Here is a 19,787-nt window from a genome sequence, read left to right as displayed (position 1 = left end):
TCGTGGCTCGTCGCTAACGCTCCTCGCACCTCAGGCAGCAGTGATGCTGATCCCGGCGTGCTCGAGGAATCGTTCGACGAGTCGGTCGCAGCGGGCTGCGGTCTCGGGTGCGGCAGAATCGATCTCAACGGCGAGGGCCCGGGTGTCGATCTTCCCATCGTCGCTGCCCGACCGGGCGCTTGTGAATCCCTTGCGCCACCCGGAGAAGCAGTCCGGTGTGATCTCCGGGTGGAACTGCACGCCCAGATGTGGGCCGGAGACGTAGGCCTGCACCCCCGCGTCGTTGACCGCGATCACCTCGGCGACATCGGACACGGTGATGGTGTCGTGGTGGAATTCCATCCACGGGCCCGCTTCGACCAGATCGGGACGGGTGGTGCTGACGGTGACGAATCCGTGCTCGGGACGCGTGCTCGGCGCCACCGAACCGCCGAGAGTTCGCGCGAGGATCTGGGCGCCGAAGCAGATACCGAAGATCGGGATCTGTCGGCCGACCGTGTGGGAGAGGTACCGCAGTTCGGGTTCGACCCACGGCAGTGCGGCGTCGAAGGCCGAATCCGGGGAGCCGGTCACGCATACCAGGTCGAATCCGGTTGACGGGGGCGGGGGCCCGTCCTCGACGTCGTGGATGACGACGTCGAATCCGCGGTCGACGAAGGCGGGCAGCAACGAACCGAGCACCGTTTCGCGCCACTCCGGCCGCACACCGTGAACCAGTGCGAGAACCCTGCCGCCCACTTGAACTCCTTCCGAACATCTGTGTCCGGTCAGGTTAGTCGTTCGCGCGGCCGAGAAGATGCTCGGGGCGGCCGCCGCAGCGGTCCTGTTCGCCACCTACTTCTTTGCACTCATCGTGATCCTGCTGATCTCGGCTCGCGGTCCGCTGATCCGGCACACGCGCAAGGTCCTGCCCATCGCGTTCATCACGGCGATCGTCGGCGACCTCGTGGAGGTCGTCGGCGCCTGGTACCCGCTGGTGCTGTTCCCCGGCCGGTTGATGACGGGCGCGTCGGTGGCGCTGAGCACCGGTGCGGCGGCGGCGATGATGGTCGCCGACCGAGGTGAGAAGGGCCGTGCGTTCATGGCGACCGGCTCGCTCATCGGTGCCGGTACCGGTCTCATCGCGGGGATCCTCATCGCCGTGTATCTGCCCTGACAGTTGGTGACGGTCTACGCCATCCACGCGGTCGCGATGACGATCTGTCCCGAGTTCCTGTTCGCCGGATTGCGGGCGGCACCGGACCTCCTTGCGCCGGACCATGACCCGGTTCCAGCTATCGTCGAGCCAGGGTTCGCGGACGTACCGTCGGCACGCACCGGTGATCTCGACGTGGTGGTCGAGGAGTCCCGATCCCGCGACCCCGGTGCGTACCTCGTGGGGGCGCTCGGTGTCCGTCGTCTTCGCGCTCGCAGTGGTGTGGAAAGGTGCGACGGGGACCGCAGATCCGCGGCGTCTCCTCATCGATCTCGAGATCGCCTTCGCGGGCGCGGCCATCTGGATTCTGGTGTCCGCGGCGGAGTGGACGTGGGTCACCCCGATCGTGTTGACCGTCATGACGGTGGTGCTGCTCGACGCCGCGCGCATCGCGGCGCGTCCCGCCGACGACGCGGCGCCCGGCTGGTTGCGCGTGCTCGCCCGCATCCTGGTCGGAATCTACGCCGCGTGGGCCACCGCAGCGGTGTTCCAGAACTGGGCGGCTGCGATCGGCGCCGACCTCGCCGATCCGCAGTCCCTCGGCTGGCAGCTCACGATTCTCATCGTGTGTGCTCTCTTCGGTCTCGCGGTCACCGCCGTGGTCGGTTCCGTGCTCGTCGCCTACCCGCTCACGCTGATCTGGGCGTTCCTCGGCATCCTGGCCACGGCGCAGGGCGAGACGACCGGCATCGTGGGCGTTGCCATCGCAACGATCGTCGCGCTGGTGGTCACCACGGGTGTCGTGTTCGTGTCGCGGCGTCGAGGTGCTGGTGCCGTCTCGACTCCAAAGCCGGTCCGGCACTAGTCTTCGCGGGTCCGGCGGCTGCCGGCGTGCCAGTCCTCCTGCTCGGGCGTCTCGTCGTCGGTCACGCCGAAGGCGCGGAGTTGCGGCTTCTCCCGCAGGCTTCGCTTGAGTTCGGCGAAGCCCGGGAAGCTCGCCAGGCCGATCACGTGGTCCCACAGGGTGACCGCGTCCTCGTCGCTCGGCAGGCGGCTGATGACCGGGCCGAAGAACGCCACACCGCTCGGCGGCTGGAAGTGGATGATCGGCGTTCCGACGTCGCGTCCGGTCAGGGCGAGTGCCTCGTCGGTCTCGGCCTGGATCTCCGCGTCGAAGCCGGTGTCCTCCAACGCGTCGACGTGATGGGTGGGTAACCCGAGCTCTTCCAGTACCGGGGTGAGAAAGCCGACCGTGCCGCGGTGGTCGGTGTTGTCGACCGTGTACGTGCCGGTGTGTTGCTCGAAGAACTGCGTCCCGAGGGCCGTGTAGAACGGGTCGATGGCGGCGCGGCCGTGTTCACGTCGGATGCTGGCGGCGACGCGGAGCAGCCGGAGACCGGCGGTGTGCCCGGCCTCGTACTCGGGCGGGAAATGCGCGGCGTAGTCGATGTGTGAGTTCAGCAGCCGAAGCGAGATGAACCGCCAGTCGACGCTGTAGTCGCGCTGCGCCTGGACCTTGCGAACCCATTTGCTCGTCATCCACGCGAATGGGCACACGGGATCGAAATAAAAGTTGATGTCGGCGTCGGCCATGGTGCCGACGGTAGTCACGAAAAACGCCCCGGGTGAACGGATCACCCGGGGCGTTCTCGATTCGTACGGTGAGGACTAGATGTCGAGCGAAGCGAGCGCCTCGTTGAAGGTCTTGCTCGGACGCATGACCGACGCGGTCTTGTCCCAGTCCGGGTAGTAGTAACCGCCGATGTCGACCTGCTGGCCCTGGACGGAGTTCAGCTCCTCGACGATCTTCTCCTCGTTCGCGGCGAGGGTCTCGGCCAGCGGCGCGAACTGCTTGGCCAGCTCGGTGTCCTCGGTCTGGCCGGCCAGCTCCTGGGCCCAGTACAGGGCGAGGTAGAACTGGCTGCCGCGATTGTCGAGCTCACCGGTCTTGCGCGACGGGCCCTTGTCGTTCTCGAGCAGCTTGCCGGTCGCGGCGTCGAGCGCCTTGGCCAGGATCACCGCACGCTGGTCGTCGAACTTCTTGCCCACGTCCTCGAGGCTCACCGCGAGGGCGAGGAACTCACCCAGCGAGTCCCAGCGCAGGTGGTTCTCCTCGATGAGCTGCTTGACGTGCTTCGGTGCCGAACCGCCCGCACCGGTCTCGTAGAGACCGCCGCCGGCCATCAGCGGCACGATCGACAGCATCTTCGCGCTGGTGCCGAGCTCCAGGATCGGGAAGAGGTCGGTGAGGTAATCGCGGAGGATGTTGCCGGTGGCCGAGATGGTGTCCAGGCCGCGGACGACGCGCTCGAGGGTGTACCGCATGGCGCGGACCTGCGACATGATCTGGATGTCCAGGCCCTCGGTGTCGTGCTCGGGAAGGTACTTGTGCACCTTCTTGATCAGCTCGTTCTCGTGCGGGCGGTACGGGTCGAGCCAGAACAGGACCGGCATGCCCGAGTCGCGGCAGCGGTTGACGGCCAACTTGATCCAGTCCTGGATCGGGGCGTCCTTCACGATGCAGAGACGCCAGATGTCACCCTCTTCGACGGTCTGGGTCAGCAGGACCTCACCGGTCTCGATGTCGGTGATGTTGGCGGTGCCGCCGACCGGGACCTCGAAGGTCTTGTCGTGCGAGCCGTACTCCTCGGCCTTCTGCGCCATCAGGCCGACGTTGGGAACGGTGCCCATCGTCGTGGGATCGAACTGCCCGTTGGTCTTACAGAAGTTGATCATCTCCTGGTAGATGCGGGAGAAGGTCGACTCCGGGTTGACCGCCTTGGTGTCCTTGAGGCGGCCGTCGGCGCCGTACATCTTGCCGCCGGCGCGGATCATCGCGGGCATCGACGCGTCGACGATGACGTCGCTGGGGGAGTGGAAGTTCGAGATGCCGCGGGCCGAGTCGACCATCGCCAGCTCGGGACGGTGCTCGTGGCACTTGTGCAGGTCGTCGATGATCTCCTCGCGCTGGGCGCTCGGGAGCGACTCGATCTTGCTGTAGAGATCCGACAGGCCGTTGTTGACGTTGACGCCGAGCTCGTCGAACAGTTCGCCGTGCTTCTCGAAGGCGTCGCGGTAGAAGACCTTCACCGCGTGGCCGAAGACGATGGGGTGCGAGACGCGCATCATCGTCGCCTTGACGTGGAGCGAGAACATGACGCCGGTCTTGTAGGCGTCCTCGATCTGCTCTTCGTAGAACTTGATGAGCGCCTTCTTGCTCATGAACATGCTGTCGATGACGTCGCCGTCGGTGATGTCGACCTCGGGCTTGAGAACCAGGGTCTCGCTGCCGTCGTCCGGGATGAGTTCCATCTTGACCTTGCGGTCGCCCTCGACGGTCATCGACTTCTCGCCGTGGTAGAAATCGCCCTCGCGCATGTGCGCGACGTGGGTACGCGACGCCATCGACCACTCGCCCATGCTGTGCGGGTGCTTGCGCGCGTACTCCTTCACGGCCTTCGGCGCGCGGCGATCGGAATTGCCCTCACGCAGAACCGGGTTGACCGCGCTGCCCAGGCACTTGGTGTACCGGTCGCGGATCGCCTGCTCTTCCTCGTTCTTCGGGTTGCCGGGGAATTCGGGAAGGTCGTAGCCCTTTTCCCGGAGTTCCTTGATCGCGGCGAGGAGCTGCGGCACCGAGGCACTGATGTTGGGGAGCTTGATGATGTTGGTGTCGGGATCCTGGGTGAGCTTGCCCAGTTCGCCGAGGTTGTCGGTGACTTTCTGATCTTCGGGGAGGAGATCGGAGAACTCGGCGAGGATGCGCGCTGCGACCGAGATGTCGCTGGTCTCGACTTCGATGCCGGCCGCTCCGGCGAACGTGCGCACCACCGGTAAAAACGCGTGGGTGGCGAGCATGGGGGCTTCGTCGGTCAACGTGTAGATGATGGTCGGCTTCTGGGTGCTCATGCCTGATGTTCTCGATTCTGTCTGTATTAACCGGTGTCGCCGGCGACCTTGTGAGTCAGGCTTCACCGATACCACGCTTGCGGTGTGCTTGTGTGACAACTACTCCCCGATTCTGCCCCCTGTGATCAGCCTCGCGTTCAGGGGCCTCGGGTCTTGTGGTTTGATGCCGCCGGAGACGGGTCGTCCCGGTGCTCTTGAAACCAGCGTCGATGCAGGTAGTTCACATCCTCTCGCGTTCGACGTGACTTCGCGCGTGGGCGATGGCCTCGTCGAGGGTGTCGACGAGATGGTTGTCGTGGCGCAGGGAGTCGACGACGCCGACACCTTCGAGCAGCGCGAGGTGCTCGGGTTGCACCCCCTTGATGATCACGGTGACGCCGCGCTTCTCGAGATCGGCCACGATCTCGGCGAGCGAGCGGGCGCCGGTGGCGTCGAGCATGCCGAGGTGCGACATCCGGATGATGACGACCGACACCGACTCGTTGCGGTCGGCGCCCGCGGAGATGGTGGTCGAGATCTTCTCGGCAGCGCCGAAGAACATCGCGCCGTCGAGCCGGAGCAGGGCGATGCGCTCGTCGCCGGGTTGCGCGGGACCCGGCAGCGGCTCGCGGGTCACGCTCGCCCGCTGGGCGACCTGGCGCAGCGCGAAGAACGCCGCTACGACGATGCCGATCTCGACGGCCTCGATGAGGTCGAGCGTCACGGTGATGATCGCGGTGACGACGAAGATCAGGGCGTCCGAGCGGGTCGACCGCAGGATCGCGCGGACGGTCCCGACGGATACCATGCGGAACGACGTCACCATGAGCACGCCGGCGAGCGCGGCGAGCGGGATCTCCGACACCGGGCCGGTGGCCAGGTAGACGACGCCCAGGAGCAACAGCGAGTGCACGATCGCGGCGACGCGGGTGCGGGCGCCGGACCGGACGTTGACCGCCGTGCGGGCGATCGCGCCCGTCGCGGGCATGCCGCCGAAGAGACCCGACGCGATCGACGCCAGGCCCTGCCCGGACAGCTCGCGGTCGGGTTCGTACGGGCCGGTGGGCGACATGGTCGCCGCGACCCGAGCCGAGAGCAACGACTCGATGGCCGCGAGCGCGGCGATCGCCACCGCCGCGCTGAACATCGCCCGCAGTGCCTCGGAGTCGACGTGCGGGATGGAGGGCGCGGGCAGCGACGACGGCAGTTGCCCGATCGTCGCCACGTCGAAGACATCGGTGAAGTAGACGATCAGGGTGACCGCGATGACCGCGGTGAGAGATTCGGGAATGGAAGCATGGACACGCGGCAGCACCACCATGATCACCGCGACCATCGCGACGACGGTCAGCGTGGACCAGGCCTGCGACCAGTCGGCGTGGACGACGACGTCGATCGCGGCGTTCAGGGTCCGCATGCCCGCCGGGGCTGCCGTGTTGAACGCGGCCGGCACCTGTTGCAGGAAGATGATTGCCGCGATGCCGAGGGTGAAGCCCTCGATGACCGGCCACGGGATGAATGTCACGGCGCGTCCGAGTCCGAGTACGCCTGCGATCAGCACCAGCAAGCCCGCGAGGACGGTGACCATGGCGATGCTGCTCAGGCCGTGTTCGGCGACGATCGGCGCCAGGATCACCGCCATCGCGCCGGTGGGCCCGGACACCTGGACGTGCGAGCCGCCGAAGACCGCGGCGACGAGACCGGCGACGACCGCGGTGATCAGGCCCGCGGCGGCGCCGACGCCGGAGCTGATGCCGAAGGCGAGCGCCAGGGGGAGGGCGACGATGCCCACGGTCACGCCGGCGAGGATGTCGGTCTTCCAGCTCCGGGGGAGGTCGGCGTAATCGCTGCGTCGGGGGGCGAAGCCCTTGATCCGGGCGAGCGTGCCGGTGACGGCGTCGGTACTCACCGGCGGGTCACCGGTGGAAGTGACGAGATGGCGTCGAGGTGCTCACGCTGAGCGTCGAGGGTGTCTATCAGGAACGTGCGCGCGATGACCAGGAGATCGGAGATCTTCGGGTGGGCGAGTTCGTAGAAGACGGCGTTGCCGACGCGGTTGGCGGTGACCACCCGGTGCCGCTTGAGGACGCCCAGATGCTGCGACAGCAGCGTCGGCTCGAGGTCGGTGGCGGCGAGGAGTTCACTGACCGGCGTCGGATCACCGTTGGCGCTGAGCACCTCGAGGACCCGGATGCGAGCGGGGTGCGCGAGGGCCTTGAACAAGTTGGCCTTGATCTCGTACAGCGGCTTGTCGGGGCCGGGATCGGTCACGGGTCACTCCAACGGCGGTCGGTAGGCAGGCAGTGCCAGTTGATGACTTGACGGATTGAGAAATTCATCAATCCATACTATAGCTCGTCCCTGAACACGGAAGCACCCCGCGGCCCTGGTCCGCGGGGTGCCCCCGATCGATCAGGCTGGATCAGCCCAGATCGAAACGATCGTTCTCGGCAACCTTCACCCACGCCTTGACGAAGTCGTTGACGAACTTCTCGGCGTTGTCGTCCTGAGCGTAGACCTCCGACAGCGCGCGCAGTTGCGAGTGCGAACCGAAGGACAGGTCGGCGGCGGTCGCCGTCCACTTGGTCGCGCCCGACGAGCGGTCGACGACCTCGTAGACGTTCTCGTCGGTGCCCGACTTCCACTCGTAGTCCATGCTGACGACGTTGCGGAAGAAGTCGTTGGACAGCACGCCCGGGCGATCGGTGAACACGCCGTGCTTGGAGCCGCCGTAGTTCACGTCGAGGGCACGGAGTCCGCCGATCAGCACGGTGAGCTCCGGAGCGGTGAGGCCGAGCATGTAGGCGCGCTCGAGCAGCAGCTGCTCCAGCGGGGCCTTCTCACCGCCACGGCTGTAGTTGCGGAAGCCGTCGGCCGCGGGCTCGAGCACCTCGAACGAGTCCACGTCGGTCTCCTCCTGCGAGGCGTCCGTGCGACCCGGGGTGAACGGTACGGTGACCGGGAAACCGGCGGCCTCGGCGGCCTTCTCCACGGCGGCGGCGCCACCGAGGATGATCAGATCGGCCACCGACACCTTCTTGCCGCCGGACGCCGAGTCGTTGAAGTCCTTCTGGATCTGCTCGTAGACCGGCAGGGCCTTGGCGAGTTCGCTCGGCTCGTTGACCTCCCAGTTCTTGATCGGTTCGAGACGGATGCGTGCACCGTTCGCGCCGCCGCGCTTGTCGGTGCTGCGGAAGCTCGCCGCCGACGCCCACGCGGTCTTGAGCAGCTGGGAGGGCGATAGCGCCTCGAGCAGCTTGCCCTTCAGCGACGCGATGTCGGAGTCGTCGACGAGCTCGTGGTCGACGGCCGGCACCGGGTCCTGCCAGATCTGCGGCTCGGCAACCCACGGTCCGAGGTAGCGGGTGACCGGCCCCAGGTCGCGGTGGAGCAGCTTGTACCAGGCCTTGGCGAAGGCCACCTCGAGTTCCTCGGGATGGTCGAGCCAGCGGCGGGTGATGTCGGCGTAGATCGGCGACTCGCGCAGGGCCACGTCGGTGACCAGCATCGTGGGTGCACGTCCCGGTCCGCCGAACGGATCGGGGATCGTGCCGGCTCCCGCACCGTCCTTGGCGACGTACTGCCATGCGCCTGCGGGACTCTTCTGCAGCTCCCACTCGTAGCCGTAGAGGATCTCGAGGAAGCTGTTGTCCCACTGGGTCGGCGTGTTGGTCCAGACGACCTCCAGACCCGAGGTGATGGTGTCCTCCGCCTTGCCGCTGCCGTAGCTGGACTTCCAGCCCAGGCCCTGCTGCTCGATCGGTGCGGCCTCGGGCTCGGGGCCCACGAGATCGGCGTCGCCGGCACCGTGGGTCTTGCCGAAGCTGTGGCCGCCGACGATGAGGGCTGCGGTCTCCTCGTCGTTCATCGCCATCCGGGCGAAGGTCTCCTGGATGTCGTAGGCGGCCGCGATCGGGTCCGGCTTGCCCTCGGGCCCTTCGGGATTGACGTAGATCAGGCCCATGGTGGTGGCGCCGAACGGCTTTGCCAGTTCGCGTTCACCGGAGTAGCGCTTGTCGGTGCCGAGCCACTGGTCCTCGGGGCCCCAGAAGACCTCTTCCGGCTCCCAGATGTCCTCGCGACCGAAACCGAAGCCAAAGGTCTTGAAGCCCATGGATTCCAGCGCGACGTTGCCGGCGAAGACCAGCAGGTCCGCCCACGAGAGCTTGTTGCCGTACTTCTGCTTGATCGGCCACAGCAGGCGTCGGGCCTTGTCGAGGTTGGCGTTGTCCGGCCAGCTGTTGAGCGGGGCGAAGCGCTGCGCACCCTGACCGCCGCCACCGCGGCCGTCGAAGATGCGGTAGGTGCCGGCGGCGTGCCAGCTCATGCGGATGAACAGGCCGCCGTAGTGGCCGTAGTCGGCGGGCCACCAGTCCTGCGACTGGGTCATCAGCGAGACGAGGTCGGCCTTGAGTGCCTCGACGTCGAGCTTCGCGAATTCCTTCTTGTAGTCGAAGTCCTCGCCCAGCGGGTTGGACAGCGGGGAATGCGCATGCAGGACCGACAGATCGATCTGCTCGGGCCACCAGTCCTTGTTGGTCAGCGGCGCATGCGCTTTGGGCTCCGGCGACGGGATCGCCGGGTTCTCGCTCTCGCTGTTGCTCCGGGTGTCTTCTGCGGAATTCGGTGGGCGGCTGTCGGAGGTCACGACATTCCTTTCGATGGTGGAACCGATTGGGCTGCGATCACGGGCGTGATCAAATCGGGGCTGAACTGACGCAATCCGGGCAGAGTCCCCAGTAGATGACCTCAGCTTCGTCGAGGACGAAACCGTGATCGTGGGAGGCGGTGAGGCACGGTGCCTCGCCGACCGCGCAGTCGACGTCCTCGACGGTTCCGCAAGAGCGACAGACGACGTGGTGATGGTTGTCGCCGGTGCGGAATTCGTAGAGCGACACCGAACCCGACGGTTGGATCCGCCGGATGAGACCGGTTTCGGTCAGCGCCCGCAGGACGTCGTAGACGGCCTGGCGGGACACGTTGGGCAGCGTCTGGCGAACGATGCCGTAGATGGTCTCGGTGTCGGTGTGGGGATGTTCGTCGACGGCATGCATGACCGTCACCCGTGGTTGGGTGACTCGAAGGTCCGCGGCCCGGAGTTGCTGGGCATAGTCCGATGTCGATGCCACGCGACCACCTTAGGCACACCGTCTACGCGTTCACGTCGTTTTTCTGGATCTGATCAAAACTCCGTGGGAACAGCGGATTGACGGGTCAGCTGAGAGGGAGCGTGACGCGGTCGTCGTACACGACCACGGGAGACGCAGGGCCGCTGCCGGAATGGTGACAGTAGCTGTCCTAGAGGCCTGGCAGCCTCGTGACGTGACGACGAATGAGAGCAACCCACCCATCATCCTGATCGCCGGACATTGGCTGGGGGCGTGGGCATGGGACGAGGTACTGGAACACCTGACCGCGGCGAGTCGGCGGGCCATTCCGATGACGCTTCCCGGCCTCGACGAGCAGGACTGCGGACGGGCCTCCAGGACGCTCGACGACCAGGCGAAGGCGATCGGACAGACGCTCCTCGGAGCAGGGGCATCCGAGTCCGTGCCGGTGGTGATCGTGGCGCACAGCGGGGCAAACGCGCCGGTGAGTCTGGTGCTCGATCGGCGGCCGGAACTCATACGCCGCGTGGTCTGGGTTGACAGCGGTCCCGTCGCGTCGGGGAGCGTGTTCGCCCCGGATGCGCCGGAGGATCTGGACGAGCTTTCGCTGCCGCCCTTCGATGTACTCGGGGAGCAGGCGAGCTTCGAGGGGCTGAGCACCGAAGCGCTCCAGCGATTTCGGGCCAGGGCCGTTCCGGAACCCGGGCTCGTGCTCCGGCAGCGGGTGGAGCTCACCAACGACGCGCGTCTGGCGGTCCCGACCACTCTGGTGTGCTGCTCGATCCCGAGCGCGCGGATAACGGAGCTGGCCGACGCGGGTCACCCGATGTTCGCCGAGGTGTCGAGGCTCGAGCAGGTCGACTTCGTCGACCTGCCGACCGGGCACTGGCCCATGTGGAGCCGACCCGGCGACCTGGCGCACATCATCACCGAGGCGGCGGGTCTCCCGGTCGGTTGAGTTCGGTGCGTCGGAATGCTACGGCGCGAACGTCTACGGCTGCGCGCAGGCCGGTGCGTCGGCGTCCTCCGACAACGGCTTGCCGGGCGGCATCACGTAGAGGACGTCGAGGATCACCGGAACGGTGCCGAGGTTGGTGCCCTCGTGGGTGTTGACCTTCCCGCCGGGCTCTTCGATGATCTGGCCCGCCCGGTAGACGACCGGCTTGCAGTCCGCTCCCGGGTGGGTGAGAGTGCCCTGCCGGACGAAGCCGTAGATCTGGGCGTCGTGGTAGTGCCAGCCGGTGGTGCCGCCGGGGGCGATGGTGATCTCGCGGACCTCGACGTGAGCGCCCTGGGGGATGAACGGCAGCAGTCCGGCAGGGATGTCGGTGTGGGCGAGGGTGACCGCTGAGATCCCCGACGAGGGAGTCGCATTCGCGAGGGCCGGCCCGAGGAGGCCGGGCGTGAGGAGCGTGGCCGCGGCGAGGGCGGTGATTGTTGCGGTGCGGAAGGTCATCGCGCGAGATTACGACGCGACTGGGCGCGTGAGCTGCGATTTCGACGAATCGGTCGCGATTCTTCGCTCACTTCGTCCGTTCGCGCTCACGCGATATCGATGAGCGCGAACGGATCCCGTGATCGCGACGTCAGACGCGCGCGGTGCGGACACACGACGACGGCCGCCATCCGAAAAGGATGACGGCCGTCGTGTTGTCTTGTGCCAGATCAGCTGTCGATGCCGACCAGTTCCTTGGCGAGCTCGGCGAAACGGATCTCGATGGCCGAGACCACCCGCTGGCGGTTCTTGTGGGTCTCCTCGTAGGCGAGGGTCACCCGCAGATCGGCCGGCGTGGTGAGGTCCTTGACCGCGGCCACGGCATCGCCGACGTTGAGGTCGGTGTAGCCCTCGATCGGCAGGTCCTCGGCCTCGACAGTCCCGGTGATCGCGCGGAGCTGGTGGAGTGCGTCCGCGGCACCCTTGGCGCCGTTGTCGCGGGCACTCTCCTCGACAGCCTCGAGGGCTGCGTCGCGTCCGGCGGCGACGGTCTTCGAGACAGCGGTGCCCGCGTTCTCGATGGCGTCACCGGCGCGTGAGGCGGCAACCGCGGCGTCGTCTACGGCGCTCGCGAAGCGGCTGCGTACCAGCGCGACCGGATCGGGGATCTGTCGGGCGAAGTCGGCGGTCCGGTCGATGGCCCACGAGGCGCCGTTGGCCGGTGCGGCGAGCGCACGCGCGGCGAGTCCGCTGACCCACTGGGTCGGGCCACGACGCAGTGCGGTCGGCCCGCCCAATGCTTCTTCGGCGAGAACGGTGGTCAGCCAGTCGGCCGTCGCGGTGTGGGCGACGATCAGCTTCTCGGCGAGATCGACGAGTGCCTTGTCCTCCTGACCGGTGGCGAGGGCCTTGAGGTACGTCGAACGTGCGAGGAGTCGCTGCTCGAGGGCGAGATCGTCGAGGAGTGCCTCGTCCAGCGGCTGGGCCTGCTCGACGACGGTCTTGGCCAGGGCGCCGACCCGGCCGATCACGGGACGGATCACGTCGACGAGTCCCCCGCGTTCGCGGAGGGCTTCCTCGATCGCGACGGCGCGCAGCCGGGCGTTCTCGGCGTTCTCGGCGAGCTCCTTGCGGATCGCGTCGGTCCGGGCCTGGGCCTGACGCGTCTCGGCGATCTGGATCTCGGTGTGGGTCATCGCGAGGATTGCACGAAGTTGCTGGTGGACGGTGGTGGTCGAAACAGTCATTCGGTCTCGCTCCCTTCTCATCCGCGACGGGATGTGTACGTCCAGAGTGTTGCCACGACGACCGGGTACGTAACCTCCCTCTCGATATCCGCCGCAGTGTTGATCCGAAAACTGTTATGCCACAGTCGCCTACGTGGTTGGTGAGGTGGGTCACAGCCGGGTTTCGTGCACCGGGGGAAAAGCGCGAAGACGACAAAACGCCCCCGGTCGACGCATGGTGCGTCGTCGGGGGCGTTCTGCCGGGATCGTCCCGGCTCGATCAGTAGGAGTAGAAGCCGCGTCCGGACTTGCGGCCCAGGTGACCGGCGTCGACCATGCGGCGCAGCAGTGCGGGCGGCGCGAAGTGCGGCTCGGCGAACTCGTCGTACAGCGACTCGGCGGCGGCAAGGGTGATGTCGAGGCCGATGGTGTCGACGAGGGTCAGCGGTCCCATCGGGTAGCCGCAACCGCCCTTCATTGCGGTGTCGATGTCCTCGGCCGAGGCGTAGCCGGAGTCGTACATCCGGATGGCCTGACAGAGGTATGGGATGAGCAGAGCGTTGACGATGAAGCCCGAACGGTCGCCGGCGTTGACCGGGTTCTTGCCCAGAACGTCCTTCACATAGGTGCTGACCGCTTCGGCGGTCTCCGGCGAGGTGACCAGGGTCGAGATGATCTCCACCAGCGGCATCACCGGGACCGGGTTGAAGAAGTGGACACCCACGACGCGCTCGGGACGCTTGGTCGCGGTGGCGACCTTGATGATCGGGATCGACGAGGTGTTGGTGGCCAAGATGGTGTTCTCGCCGACGGCCTCGTCGAGGCGCGCGAAGATGTCGCGCTTGAGCTGCTCGTTCTCGGGAGCGGCCTCGATGACCAGGTCGCGGTCGGCGAGGTCGGCGTAGTCGAGGCTGACGCGCAGACGGCCGAGCGCGGCGTCGGCGTCCTCCTGGCTGAGCTTGTTCTTGCTGACGGCGCGGGCCAGGGACTTCTCGACGCGCGCACGCGCGGCGTCGGCGAACTCCTGCTTGACCTCGATGATGACGACATCGCTGCCGGACTTCGCGCACACCTCCGCGATGCCAGCTCCCATGGTGCCGCCGCCGATGACGCCGATGTTCTGCACAGTAAAACCTCCGAGTCGAGTTACACGACAAACGGTAGTACGTCGGTTGGGTCCGGCGGAGTCGAGGTCACCCGCGCCCTCGGCCTGACTCGCCCCGCGGACCTGGACGATCGACCAAGCGGTTCCCGTGCGCAATCCCACGTGTTTACGATGACGGAGCGCGGGGCCGTCGGCCCCGGTGCACGCCGAGGTGGGAGTTCCGTATGAAGCGCAAGTCGGGGAATGACGTCACCAGGCCTTCGTGGCTCGTCGCTTTCGCTCCTCGCACCTCAGGCAGCTGGGGGCCGGGCGCTTTCGCTCCTCGCACCTCAGGCAGCTGGGGGCCGGGCGCTTTCGCTCCTCGCACCTCAGGCGGCAGGGCGTCGGTGGGCATCGCGATCTTCTCGGTGTTCGCCGTGGTCGTCGGCCTGCTGGGTATCGGAGCCGGTACCGCGGAGGCCCGCACGCTCGACGGCGTCCGGTACGCACAGGCGAGTCCCGGAGCGCCCTACCGGCAGACCTGGACGTCGCCACGGAATTTCGTCGCCTCGGTGTGGTCTCCGTCGATGCAGACGCAGGTCCCGCTGCTGGTACAGACCCCGGCGAACGGCCACCAGGCCGCACCGGTGATGTACATGCTGAACGGGTCGTCGGGCGGCGAGGAGAACGACGACTGGACCCACGCCACCGACGCGAACGCCTTCTACGCCAACAAGAACGTCTGGACCGTGACCCCGATCGGCGGCGCGGCGACCTACTACGCCAACTGGCGGCGCGTGGACCCGGCGGCGAACTTCCGATACCAGGTGAAGACGTCGCGACCGCTGCGCTGGGAGACGTTCCTGACCTCCGAACTGCCTGCGACGTTCGAGGGGAGGCACGGCGGATACAGCTTCGGGCGGTCGCGTGGCATCGCCGGGATCTCGATGTCCGGCAACTCGGTGATCCGCCTCGCGGAGAATCATCCCGGTCTGTACCGCGCGGTGGGTGCCTACTCGGGCTGTGCCGAGACCGCGACGCCCACCGGGCAGCTCTTGCTGAGGAATGTCGCTTTCGTTCCTTACGGAGCCGACGCGACGAACATGTACGGGCTGCCGGGCGACCCCGAATGGGCTGCGCAGGACCCCGTTGTCAACGCATACAAGCTGGCTCGTCGCACGCCGGCACTGTGGATCTCTGCGGCCACCGGCCTGCCGGGCGGGCACGACAACCCGGCCGACCGCTCGGTCCGCGGGGACGTCGGAAAGCTTGCTGCGCAGGTGACGGCCGGCGGCTTCAGCGAGGCCGCCGCCCGGAGCTGCACGGTCACCCTGGCTCAGCGGCTTGCGGCCCTTCGTATCCCGGCTGTCGTACGGTTCCCGGCGGTCGGGACCCACTCGTGGGGTTACTGGCAGGACCAGATGCACCAGTCCTGGCCCATGTTCGCCAGGGCGCTGGGGGCGTGAACTGCCTGCAGATGCGACGACAGGGCAGGCCGCGTACCTCGTACTTCAGCCGCCTTTCAACTTTCCGGGACTACGTTCGAGATGTGGACCCGGCTGAGCAGCACCGCCGACGATCGCCCGTCGAGGACCCGTCCCGGGGCGAACGGCGATGACGGCGACGCGACGTGCGTTGTGGATGTCCCAGGTCCTTCAACCGGACGTCTCTCACGTCATCGCATTCGGGCTCACCCTGCGTGGGCCGCTCGACGTCCCGCGTCTGGTCGAGACGACTCGTGCGGTACTCGAACACGTCGGGTGGGATGACGTACACATCCCGGCGGGATTCTCCCCGGCCGAGCCCACTACGCCGGATGGCGGTGTCGCCGAACCACTCCGGCGTGCGAACTCCTCACTCGAGTCGATGGTGAGTGTCGATCTCTCCCGGTCCGCTGATCCGGAAGCCGAAAGCGAGAGCCGCGCACAGCAGTTCATCGACGACGCCGACGGCGCAGACCTCACGATGCCGTTGTTCCGCAGTGAGCTGCACCGGCTGGCCGAGGATCGGCACCGATGGGTGATACGTGTCCACCACGTGCTGACCGACGGTGCCGGGGTCTTGCGGGTCATGGGTCATGTCGCCGATGTGTACGGCGGCTCGGCCTCGGCGGCCGATCTTCCGGTGTCAGACCCCGTTCAGCTGGCGGCCGACGAGGACCGGTACGCCGTGTCGCGCCGTCGGGAATCCGATGCGCAACATTGGAAATCCGTTCTCGCCGGACATGAACCGTCGTTGCTGTCTGCAGTGCCCGCGCGGATGACGTCGGAGATCACCCGCGTGACACGACGATTGACGAGTCCACGATCCGCCCGGTCGGAGGAGCTCATCGCGGCGCTGGCCGGTTTGTGCGCGCGGCTCCTCGACACTCCCGACGTGGGGCTCGCGCTCCCGGTCGCGGCGCGTACGTCGGCGGTGCGTCGAATCGCGGTGCAGCCGCTGTCGAATGTGGTGCCGCTCGCCCTGGGCGGGATCGGTGACCTCACGGCCGCGGAGTCGGTCGAAGCAGTGTCGTCGGCAGTGATCGACGTGTTGCGGCACCAGCTCTACTCGCGTGAGGACATGCTTCGTGACAGCCCGCGATCCGCCGCTGTCGGGGTGGTGGTCAACCTGTTGCCCTCGTTCTCCCCGCCGGTCGTCGACGGTCTCCACTGGTCCCTGGAGGTGATGCGGACCGGCCCGGTCGGTGACGTGGCGGTGACGATGCACCCTGCCGATCAGCTCGGGCACCGGGCGGTCACCTGGGAAGCGCCGGCGGTGAGCTTCGACGCTGCGGCACTGGACACTCTTGCCGCGCGATACGACAACTTCCTGACGGCCCTGGTTCGCGAGATCGACGACGAAGCGCCGATCCCCGACGACGCGGTCTTCCTGGAGGGGGAGTGGGATCGCTTCCGACGTCGCAACGGACCGCCGGCACCGCCTTTCAGCCCGACGGCAGCGTTGTTCGCCGACTACTGTGCAGCCGATCCGTCGGCGCCCGCGCTCGTCGACGGCGACATCGAGTGGTCACGCTCCGAGCTCGCGGAACGGGTTGGTCGCGGTGCGCGGCGGCTCGCGGCGGCGGGCGTGCGGGCAGGGGACCCGGTCGTCGTCGCCGTGGAGCGGTCGGCGGCCTCGGTGGTCGCCTTCTGGTCGGTACTGTTGGCCGGCGGCGCCTGGGTACCGCTGGGAGATCCGACGGCCCCGGAGGCGCGAACGCAGACGCTCCTCGCCCGCAGCGGAGCACGGGTCGGGGTGTGTGACCCGGGGGTGGTCGTCGACGGCGGTGTCCGCTGGGTCGACTTGACCGAAGAAGGGGACACCGCAACAACTTCCGTCGACACCCGCGAGTGGAGACCGCCGGGGCTCGACCGCGGTCCCGACGACACGGCGTACATTCTCTTCACCTCGGGTTCGACCGGGCGCCCGAAAGGTGTGGTCATGCCGCACCGCGGGATCCCCGCCCTGGTCGCCGAGATCCGGGAGTCGTATGCGCTGACCTCCCGGTCACGGGTGCTGCACGTCTCGTCCCCGACGTTCGACACCGGCTTCGTCGAGATGCTGTCCGCCGTCGCGACCGGCGCGACACTGATCGTCGCGCCGGCGTCGACCCGCGGCGGCGATCCTCTCGCCGAGCTCATTCGGCGAGCGGGCGTAACCCACATCATCATGACGCCGTCGGTACTCGACACCCTGCCGGTCGACCTCGCGGACGGGCTCACCCAGGTGATCGTCGGCGGTGAGGCCCTGCCGCCCCGACTGGTGGACAGCTGGAGTGGACGTGTGCCCATGCGGAATGCGTACGGTCCCACGGAAACCCGGTGCAGTATCAACATCTCCCGGCCACTGTCGCCGGACGGTGAGATCACCGTGGGCCCGCCGATGGTCGGGGTGACCGAGTCGGTACTGGACCGGCGCGGCCGACCTCAGCCGCCGGGCGCACTCGGCACTCTGTACTGTGCGGGAACGCAATTGGCCGACGGATACCTGGACGACCCCGAGCAGACCGCCGAGGCATTCGTCGAATGCACCATCTCCGACGATACGGTCATGTACCGAACCGGTGACATCGCCACCTGGACCGACGCCGGTGACCTGCGCATCCTCGGCCGGCGTGACGGCCAGGTCAAGTTGCGCGGTCTCCGGATTGAACTCGGCGAGATCGACGCGGCACTCATGCGCTGTGCAGGAGTCCGACGCTGCGCCACGACGTTTCGCGATCTGCCGGCGGGGATTCCCGGGATCGTGTCGTTCGTGGTCCCCGACGACACCTCCCGCCCTCCTGGTTCGCGTGCGCTTCGCCGGGAGCTGGCGCGGATGCTGCCGTCGTACATGGTGCCGACCATGGTCGTCGTCCTCGACGAGATGCCTCGTGCAGCCACCGGAAAGCTGAGTATCGCCGCGCTGCGGGACATCCCGTTGCCGGTCAACGCGCCGTCGCGGGAGGCGGCGGGCCCCCACGAAGCGCTGCTGGTGAAAGTGGTCGGGGAAGTGCTGGGAATCGAATCGGTGGACCCGATGATGGGTTTCGTGGAACAGGGCGGCGACTCGCTGGCCGTCGTGCGGGTGGCTCAGAGACTCGCAGAGGCAGGACACCCGGAGATCGGACCGAACGACGTGTTGACCGCGCCCGATCTCGCGTCCCTCGGCGAATTGATGACGGCGGCGACGACACCGGTGCGCGATGAATCGGCGGGCGACGCGACCGCCGAGCGTTCTCTGACGCCCGCCGAGCTGACCGTGGTGCGCGAGCCGGGTCACCCGTTCGCGCAACTGATCTGCGTCGCCTGGGTCCCAGCGTCATGGGCGCGGCCGGGCACACAGGAGACAACGGCGCTCATCGGCGCCCTCCTCGAACGCCACCCCGCTCTGCGCTCGGTGTATCCCGACACCGCCGCGGGCCCGGTTCGGCGGACGACGGGCCGCGACGTCGTCGACGCGGTCGTGGACCTGGCCGACGTGGTCGAGGTGCCGGATCGGGAGCGGCTGCGCGCAGAGGCGAAAGAGATGGCGGCCGGCCTCGATGTGCGGGTCGCGCCGCCGATCGCGGTGCGTCTTCTCGTCGGTTCGGACGGCGACGTCATGGCCGCGGTCGCGGTGATGCATCACATAGCGGTGGACGGGCGCTCGCTCGGGGTGCTCGCCCGCGACGCCGAGACACTGATGACGGGCGGGGCTCTGGCGCCGGAGAGTGCGTCGTTCGCGCTGGAGACCACGACGCCGCCGGGCGCCGACGAGGACGACCTCGAGCTGCACAATTTCTGGAAGGAATTGCTGGTGCAGCAGAGCGATTCGGTCTTCGAGTGGAACGGGGTCGACCCGGCGTCGCGGAGGAACGATGTCGCGGTCCGACGGCGTGTGTTGATAGACGCCGACACCTATGCCCGTTTCCGGAGCCGGGCGGCGGCCGAACACCTGACGCCGTTCGAAGCCTTCGGCGAGGTGGTGGCCACGGCATTGGCGAACATCACCGGTCAACTCCGAGTCCTGGCCGCGACAACGGTGTCGAAACGGCCCGCGGGTGCGGAGGACGTGGTGGGCAATCATGTGCTCGCGGTCATCACCCCGCTGTCGGCCGGTGATGACCGCGACGCCGCGGTCACGTTGCGACGCACCTGCATTCGAGCCGCGACGGCACCCATGGAGGACGTCCTGGATCTCGCCGGCCGAACCGTCGACGCCGACAATCTGTTTCCCGTACCCGTCCTGCTCGGCTGGACGCCGGTGATCTCGCCCCCGTCGGCAGGGGGAACCCTCTACGCGTTGCCGCCGCGTCGTACCCGGTGGCTGCTGCAGGTGGAGGGATGCCCGACGTCGGCCGGTGAACTCGAGATCGGTGTCACCGGCGCGGCTCAGGCGCTGGGGGCCGAACGGGCCGAGCGGGTGCTGGCGGAGGTCAGTGAGTGCCTACGTCGATGGTGAGATGAGT

At 67.5% G+C, this 19,787-nt stretch carries 15 protein-coding genes; 5 read left to right on the top strand and 10 right to left on the bottom strand.

Annotated features, from left to right (window positions below; genetic code table 11):
• Positions 1–30 precede the first annotated feature (30 nt).
• Complete coding sequence (locus PWF70_RS20500; RefSeq protein ID WP_006359784.1) at positions 31–738, bottom strand: type 1 glutamine amidotransferase; 708 nt, start codon at positions 736–738, stop codon at positions 31–33.
• Between the two features lie 58 nt (positions 739–796).
• On the opposite strand from PWF70_RS20500, the gene PWF70_RS20495 reads away from it, so the two are divergent.
• Complete coding sequence (locus tag PWF70_RS20495) at positions 797–1,156, top strand: hypothetical protein (RefSeq protein ID WP_006359785.1); 360 nt, start codon at positions 797–799, stop codon at positions 1,154–1,156.
• Positions 1,157–1,259: 103 nt separating this feature from the next.
• Positions 1,260–2,000 (top strand): TspO-related membrane protein, encoded by a 741-nt coding sequence (locus PWF70_RS20490; RefSeq protein ID WP_231380961.1) that lies wholly within the window; start codon positions 1,260–1,262, stop codon positions 1,998–2,000.
• Here PWF70_RS20490 and PWF70_RS20485 read toward each other — a convergent pair.
• The 6 genes from PWF70_RS20485 to PWF70_RS20460 form a co-directional block, all read right to left on the bottom strand.
• Positions 1,997–2,728 carry a mycothiol-dependent nitroreductase Rv2466c family protein gene (locus PWF70_RS20485; protein ID WP_035754509.1) on the bottom strand — a complete coding sequence of 244 codons (732 nt, stop codon included), beginning with the start codon at positions 2,726–2,728 and terminating at the stop codon, positions 1,997–1,999. The two genes, PWF70_RS20490 and PWF70_RS20485, sit on opposite strands and share 4 nt — an antisense overlap.
• Before the next feature lie 75 nt (positions 2,729–2,803).
• Entirely contained in the window at positions 2,804–5,044 is a 2,241-nt protein-coding gene (locus tag PWF70_RS20480) for an NADP-dependent isocitrate dehydrogenase (protein ID WP_035754511.1), read from the bottom strand.
• A gap of 220 nt (positions 5,045–5,264) precedes the next feature.
• Positions 5,265–6,932, bottom strand: a complete 1,668-nt coding sequence (locus tag PWF70_RS20475) for a SulP family inorganic anion transporter (protein WP_006359788.1) — start codon at positions 6,930–6,932, stop codon at positions 5,265–5,267.
• The gene (locus PWF70_RS20470) at positions 6,929–7,294 is read right to left on the bottom strand and encodes an ArsR/SmtB family transcription factor (protein WP_005198129.1); all 366 of its coding nucleotides are present in this window, start codon (positions 7,292–7,294) and stop codon (positions 6,929–6,931) included. Before PWF70_RS20470 ends, PWF70_RS20475 begins: the two co-directional genes overlap by 4 nt.
• 151 nt (positions 7,295–7,445) lie before the next feature.
• Complete coding sequence (gene katG, locus PWF70_RS20465) at positions 7,446–9,671, bottom strand: catalase/peroxidase HPI (RefSeq protein WP_006359789.1); 2,226 nt, start codon at positions 9,669–9,671, stop codon at positions 7,446–7,448.
• A 49-nt stretch (positions 9,672–9,720) separates the two neighbouring features.
• Positions 9,721–10,152: a Fur family transcriptional regulator gene (locus PWF70_RS20460; protein WP_006359790.1), complete on the bottom strand. Its 432-nt coding sequence runs from the start codon at positions 10,150–10,152 to the stop codon at positions 9,721–9,723.
• 193 nt (positions 10,153–10,345) lie between these two features.
• On the opposite strand from PWF70_RS20460, the gene PWF70_RS20455 reads away from it, so the two are divergent.
• Positions 10,346–11,089 carry an alpha/beta fold hydrolase gene (locus PWF70_RS20455; RefSeq protein ID WP_035754652.1) on the top strand — a complete coding sequence of 248 codons (744 nt, stop codon included), beginning with the start codon at positions 10,346–10,348 and terminating at the stop codon, positions 11,087–11,089.
• A gap of 33 nt (positions 11,090–11,122) precedes the next feature.
• Here PWF70_RS20455 and PWF70_RS20450 read toward each other — a convergent pair whose 3' ends face one another.
• The 3 genes from PWF70_RS20450 to PWF70_RS20440 form a co-directional block, all read right to left on the bottom strand.
• Positions 11,123–11,587 carry a cupin domain-containing protein gene (locus PWF70_RS20450; protein ID WP_006359792.1) on the bottom strand — a complete coding sequence of 155 codons (465 nt, stop codon included), beginning with the start codon at positions 11,585–11,587 and terminating at the stop codon, positions 11,123–11,125.
• A 209-nt stretch (positions 11,588–11,796) separates the two neighbouring features.
• Positions 11,797–12,813: a hypothetical protein gene (locus PWF70_RS20445; protein ID WP_035754513.1), complete on the bottom strand. Its 1,017-nt coding sequence runs from the start codon at positions 12,811–12,813 to the stop codon at positions 11,797–11,799.
• Positions 12,814–13,072: 259 nt separating this feature from the next.
• Entirely contained in the window at positions 13,073–13,918 is an 846-nt protein-coding gene (locus PWF70_RS20440) for a 3-hydroxybutyryl-CoA dehydrogenase (RefSeq protein WP_005198135.1), read from the bottom strand.
• A 203-nt stretch (positions 13,919–14,121) separates the two neighbouring features.
• Between PWF70_RS20440 and PWF70_RS20435 the strand changes: the two genes are divergently transcribed.
• Together PWF70_RS20435 and PWF70_RS20430 are read left to right on the top strand one after the other, a co-directional pair.
• Positions 14,122–15,342: an alpha/beta hydrolase gene (locus PWF70_RS20435; RefSeq protein WP_139319402.1), complete on the top strand. Its 1,221-nt coding sequence runs from the start codon at positions 14,122–14,124 to the stop codon at positions 15,340–15,342.
• Positions 15,343–15,517: 175 nt separating this feature from the next.
• Positions 15,518–19,780, top strand: a complete 4,263-nt coding sequence (locus PWF70_RS20430) for a non-ribosomal peptide synthetase (protein ID WP_006359795.1) — start codon at positions 15,518–15,520, stop codon at positions 19,778–19,780.
• The last annotated feature ends 7 nt before the right edge of the window (positions 19,781–19,787 follow it).

It is taken from the genome of Gordonia sp. Swx-4 (assembly GCF_030316175.1).
Lineage (GTDB): Bacteria > Actinomycetota > Actinomycetes > Mycobacteriales > Mycobacteriaceae > Gordonia > Gordonia alkanivorans.
The sequence above is the reverse complement of the archived record's forward strand: the minus strand, read 5'-3'. Positions and strand labels throughout refer to the sequence as shown.

Coding starts and splice junctions, on each gene's coding strand:
- PWF70_RS20435 (WP_139319402.1), top strand. CDS start 14,122: ATGAAGCGCAAGTCGGGGAATGACGTCACCAGGCCTTCGTGGCTCGTC.
- PWF70_RS20445 (WP_035754513.1), bottom strand. CDS start 12,813: ATGACTGTTTCGACCACCACCGTCCACCAGCAACTTCGTGCAATCCTC.
- PWF70_RS20485 (WP_035754509.1), bottom strand. CDS start 2,728: ATGGCCGACGCCGACATCAACTTTTATTTCGATCCCGTGTGCCCATTC.
- PWF70_RS20490 (WP_231380961.1), top strand. CDS start 1,260: ATGACCCGGTTCCAGCTATCGTCGAGCCAGGGTTCGCGGACGTACCGT.
- PWF70_RS20480 (WP_035754511.1), bottom strand. CDS start 5,044: ATGAGCACCCAGAAGCCGACCATCATCTACACGTTGACCGACGAAGCC.
- PWF70_RS20430 (WP_006359795.1), top strand. CDS start 15,518: ATGTCCCAGGTCCTTCAACCGGACGTCTCTCACGTCATCGCATTCGGG.
- PWF70_RS20450 (WP_006359792.1), bottom strand. CDS start 11,587: ATGACCTTCCGCACCGCAACAATCACCGCCCTCGCCGCGGCCACGCTC.
- PWF70_RS20495 (WP_006359785.1), top strand. CDS start 797: ATGCTCGGGGCGGCCGCCGCAGCGGTCCTGTTCGCCACCTACTTCTTT.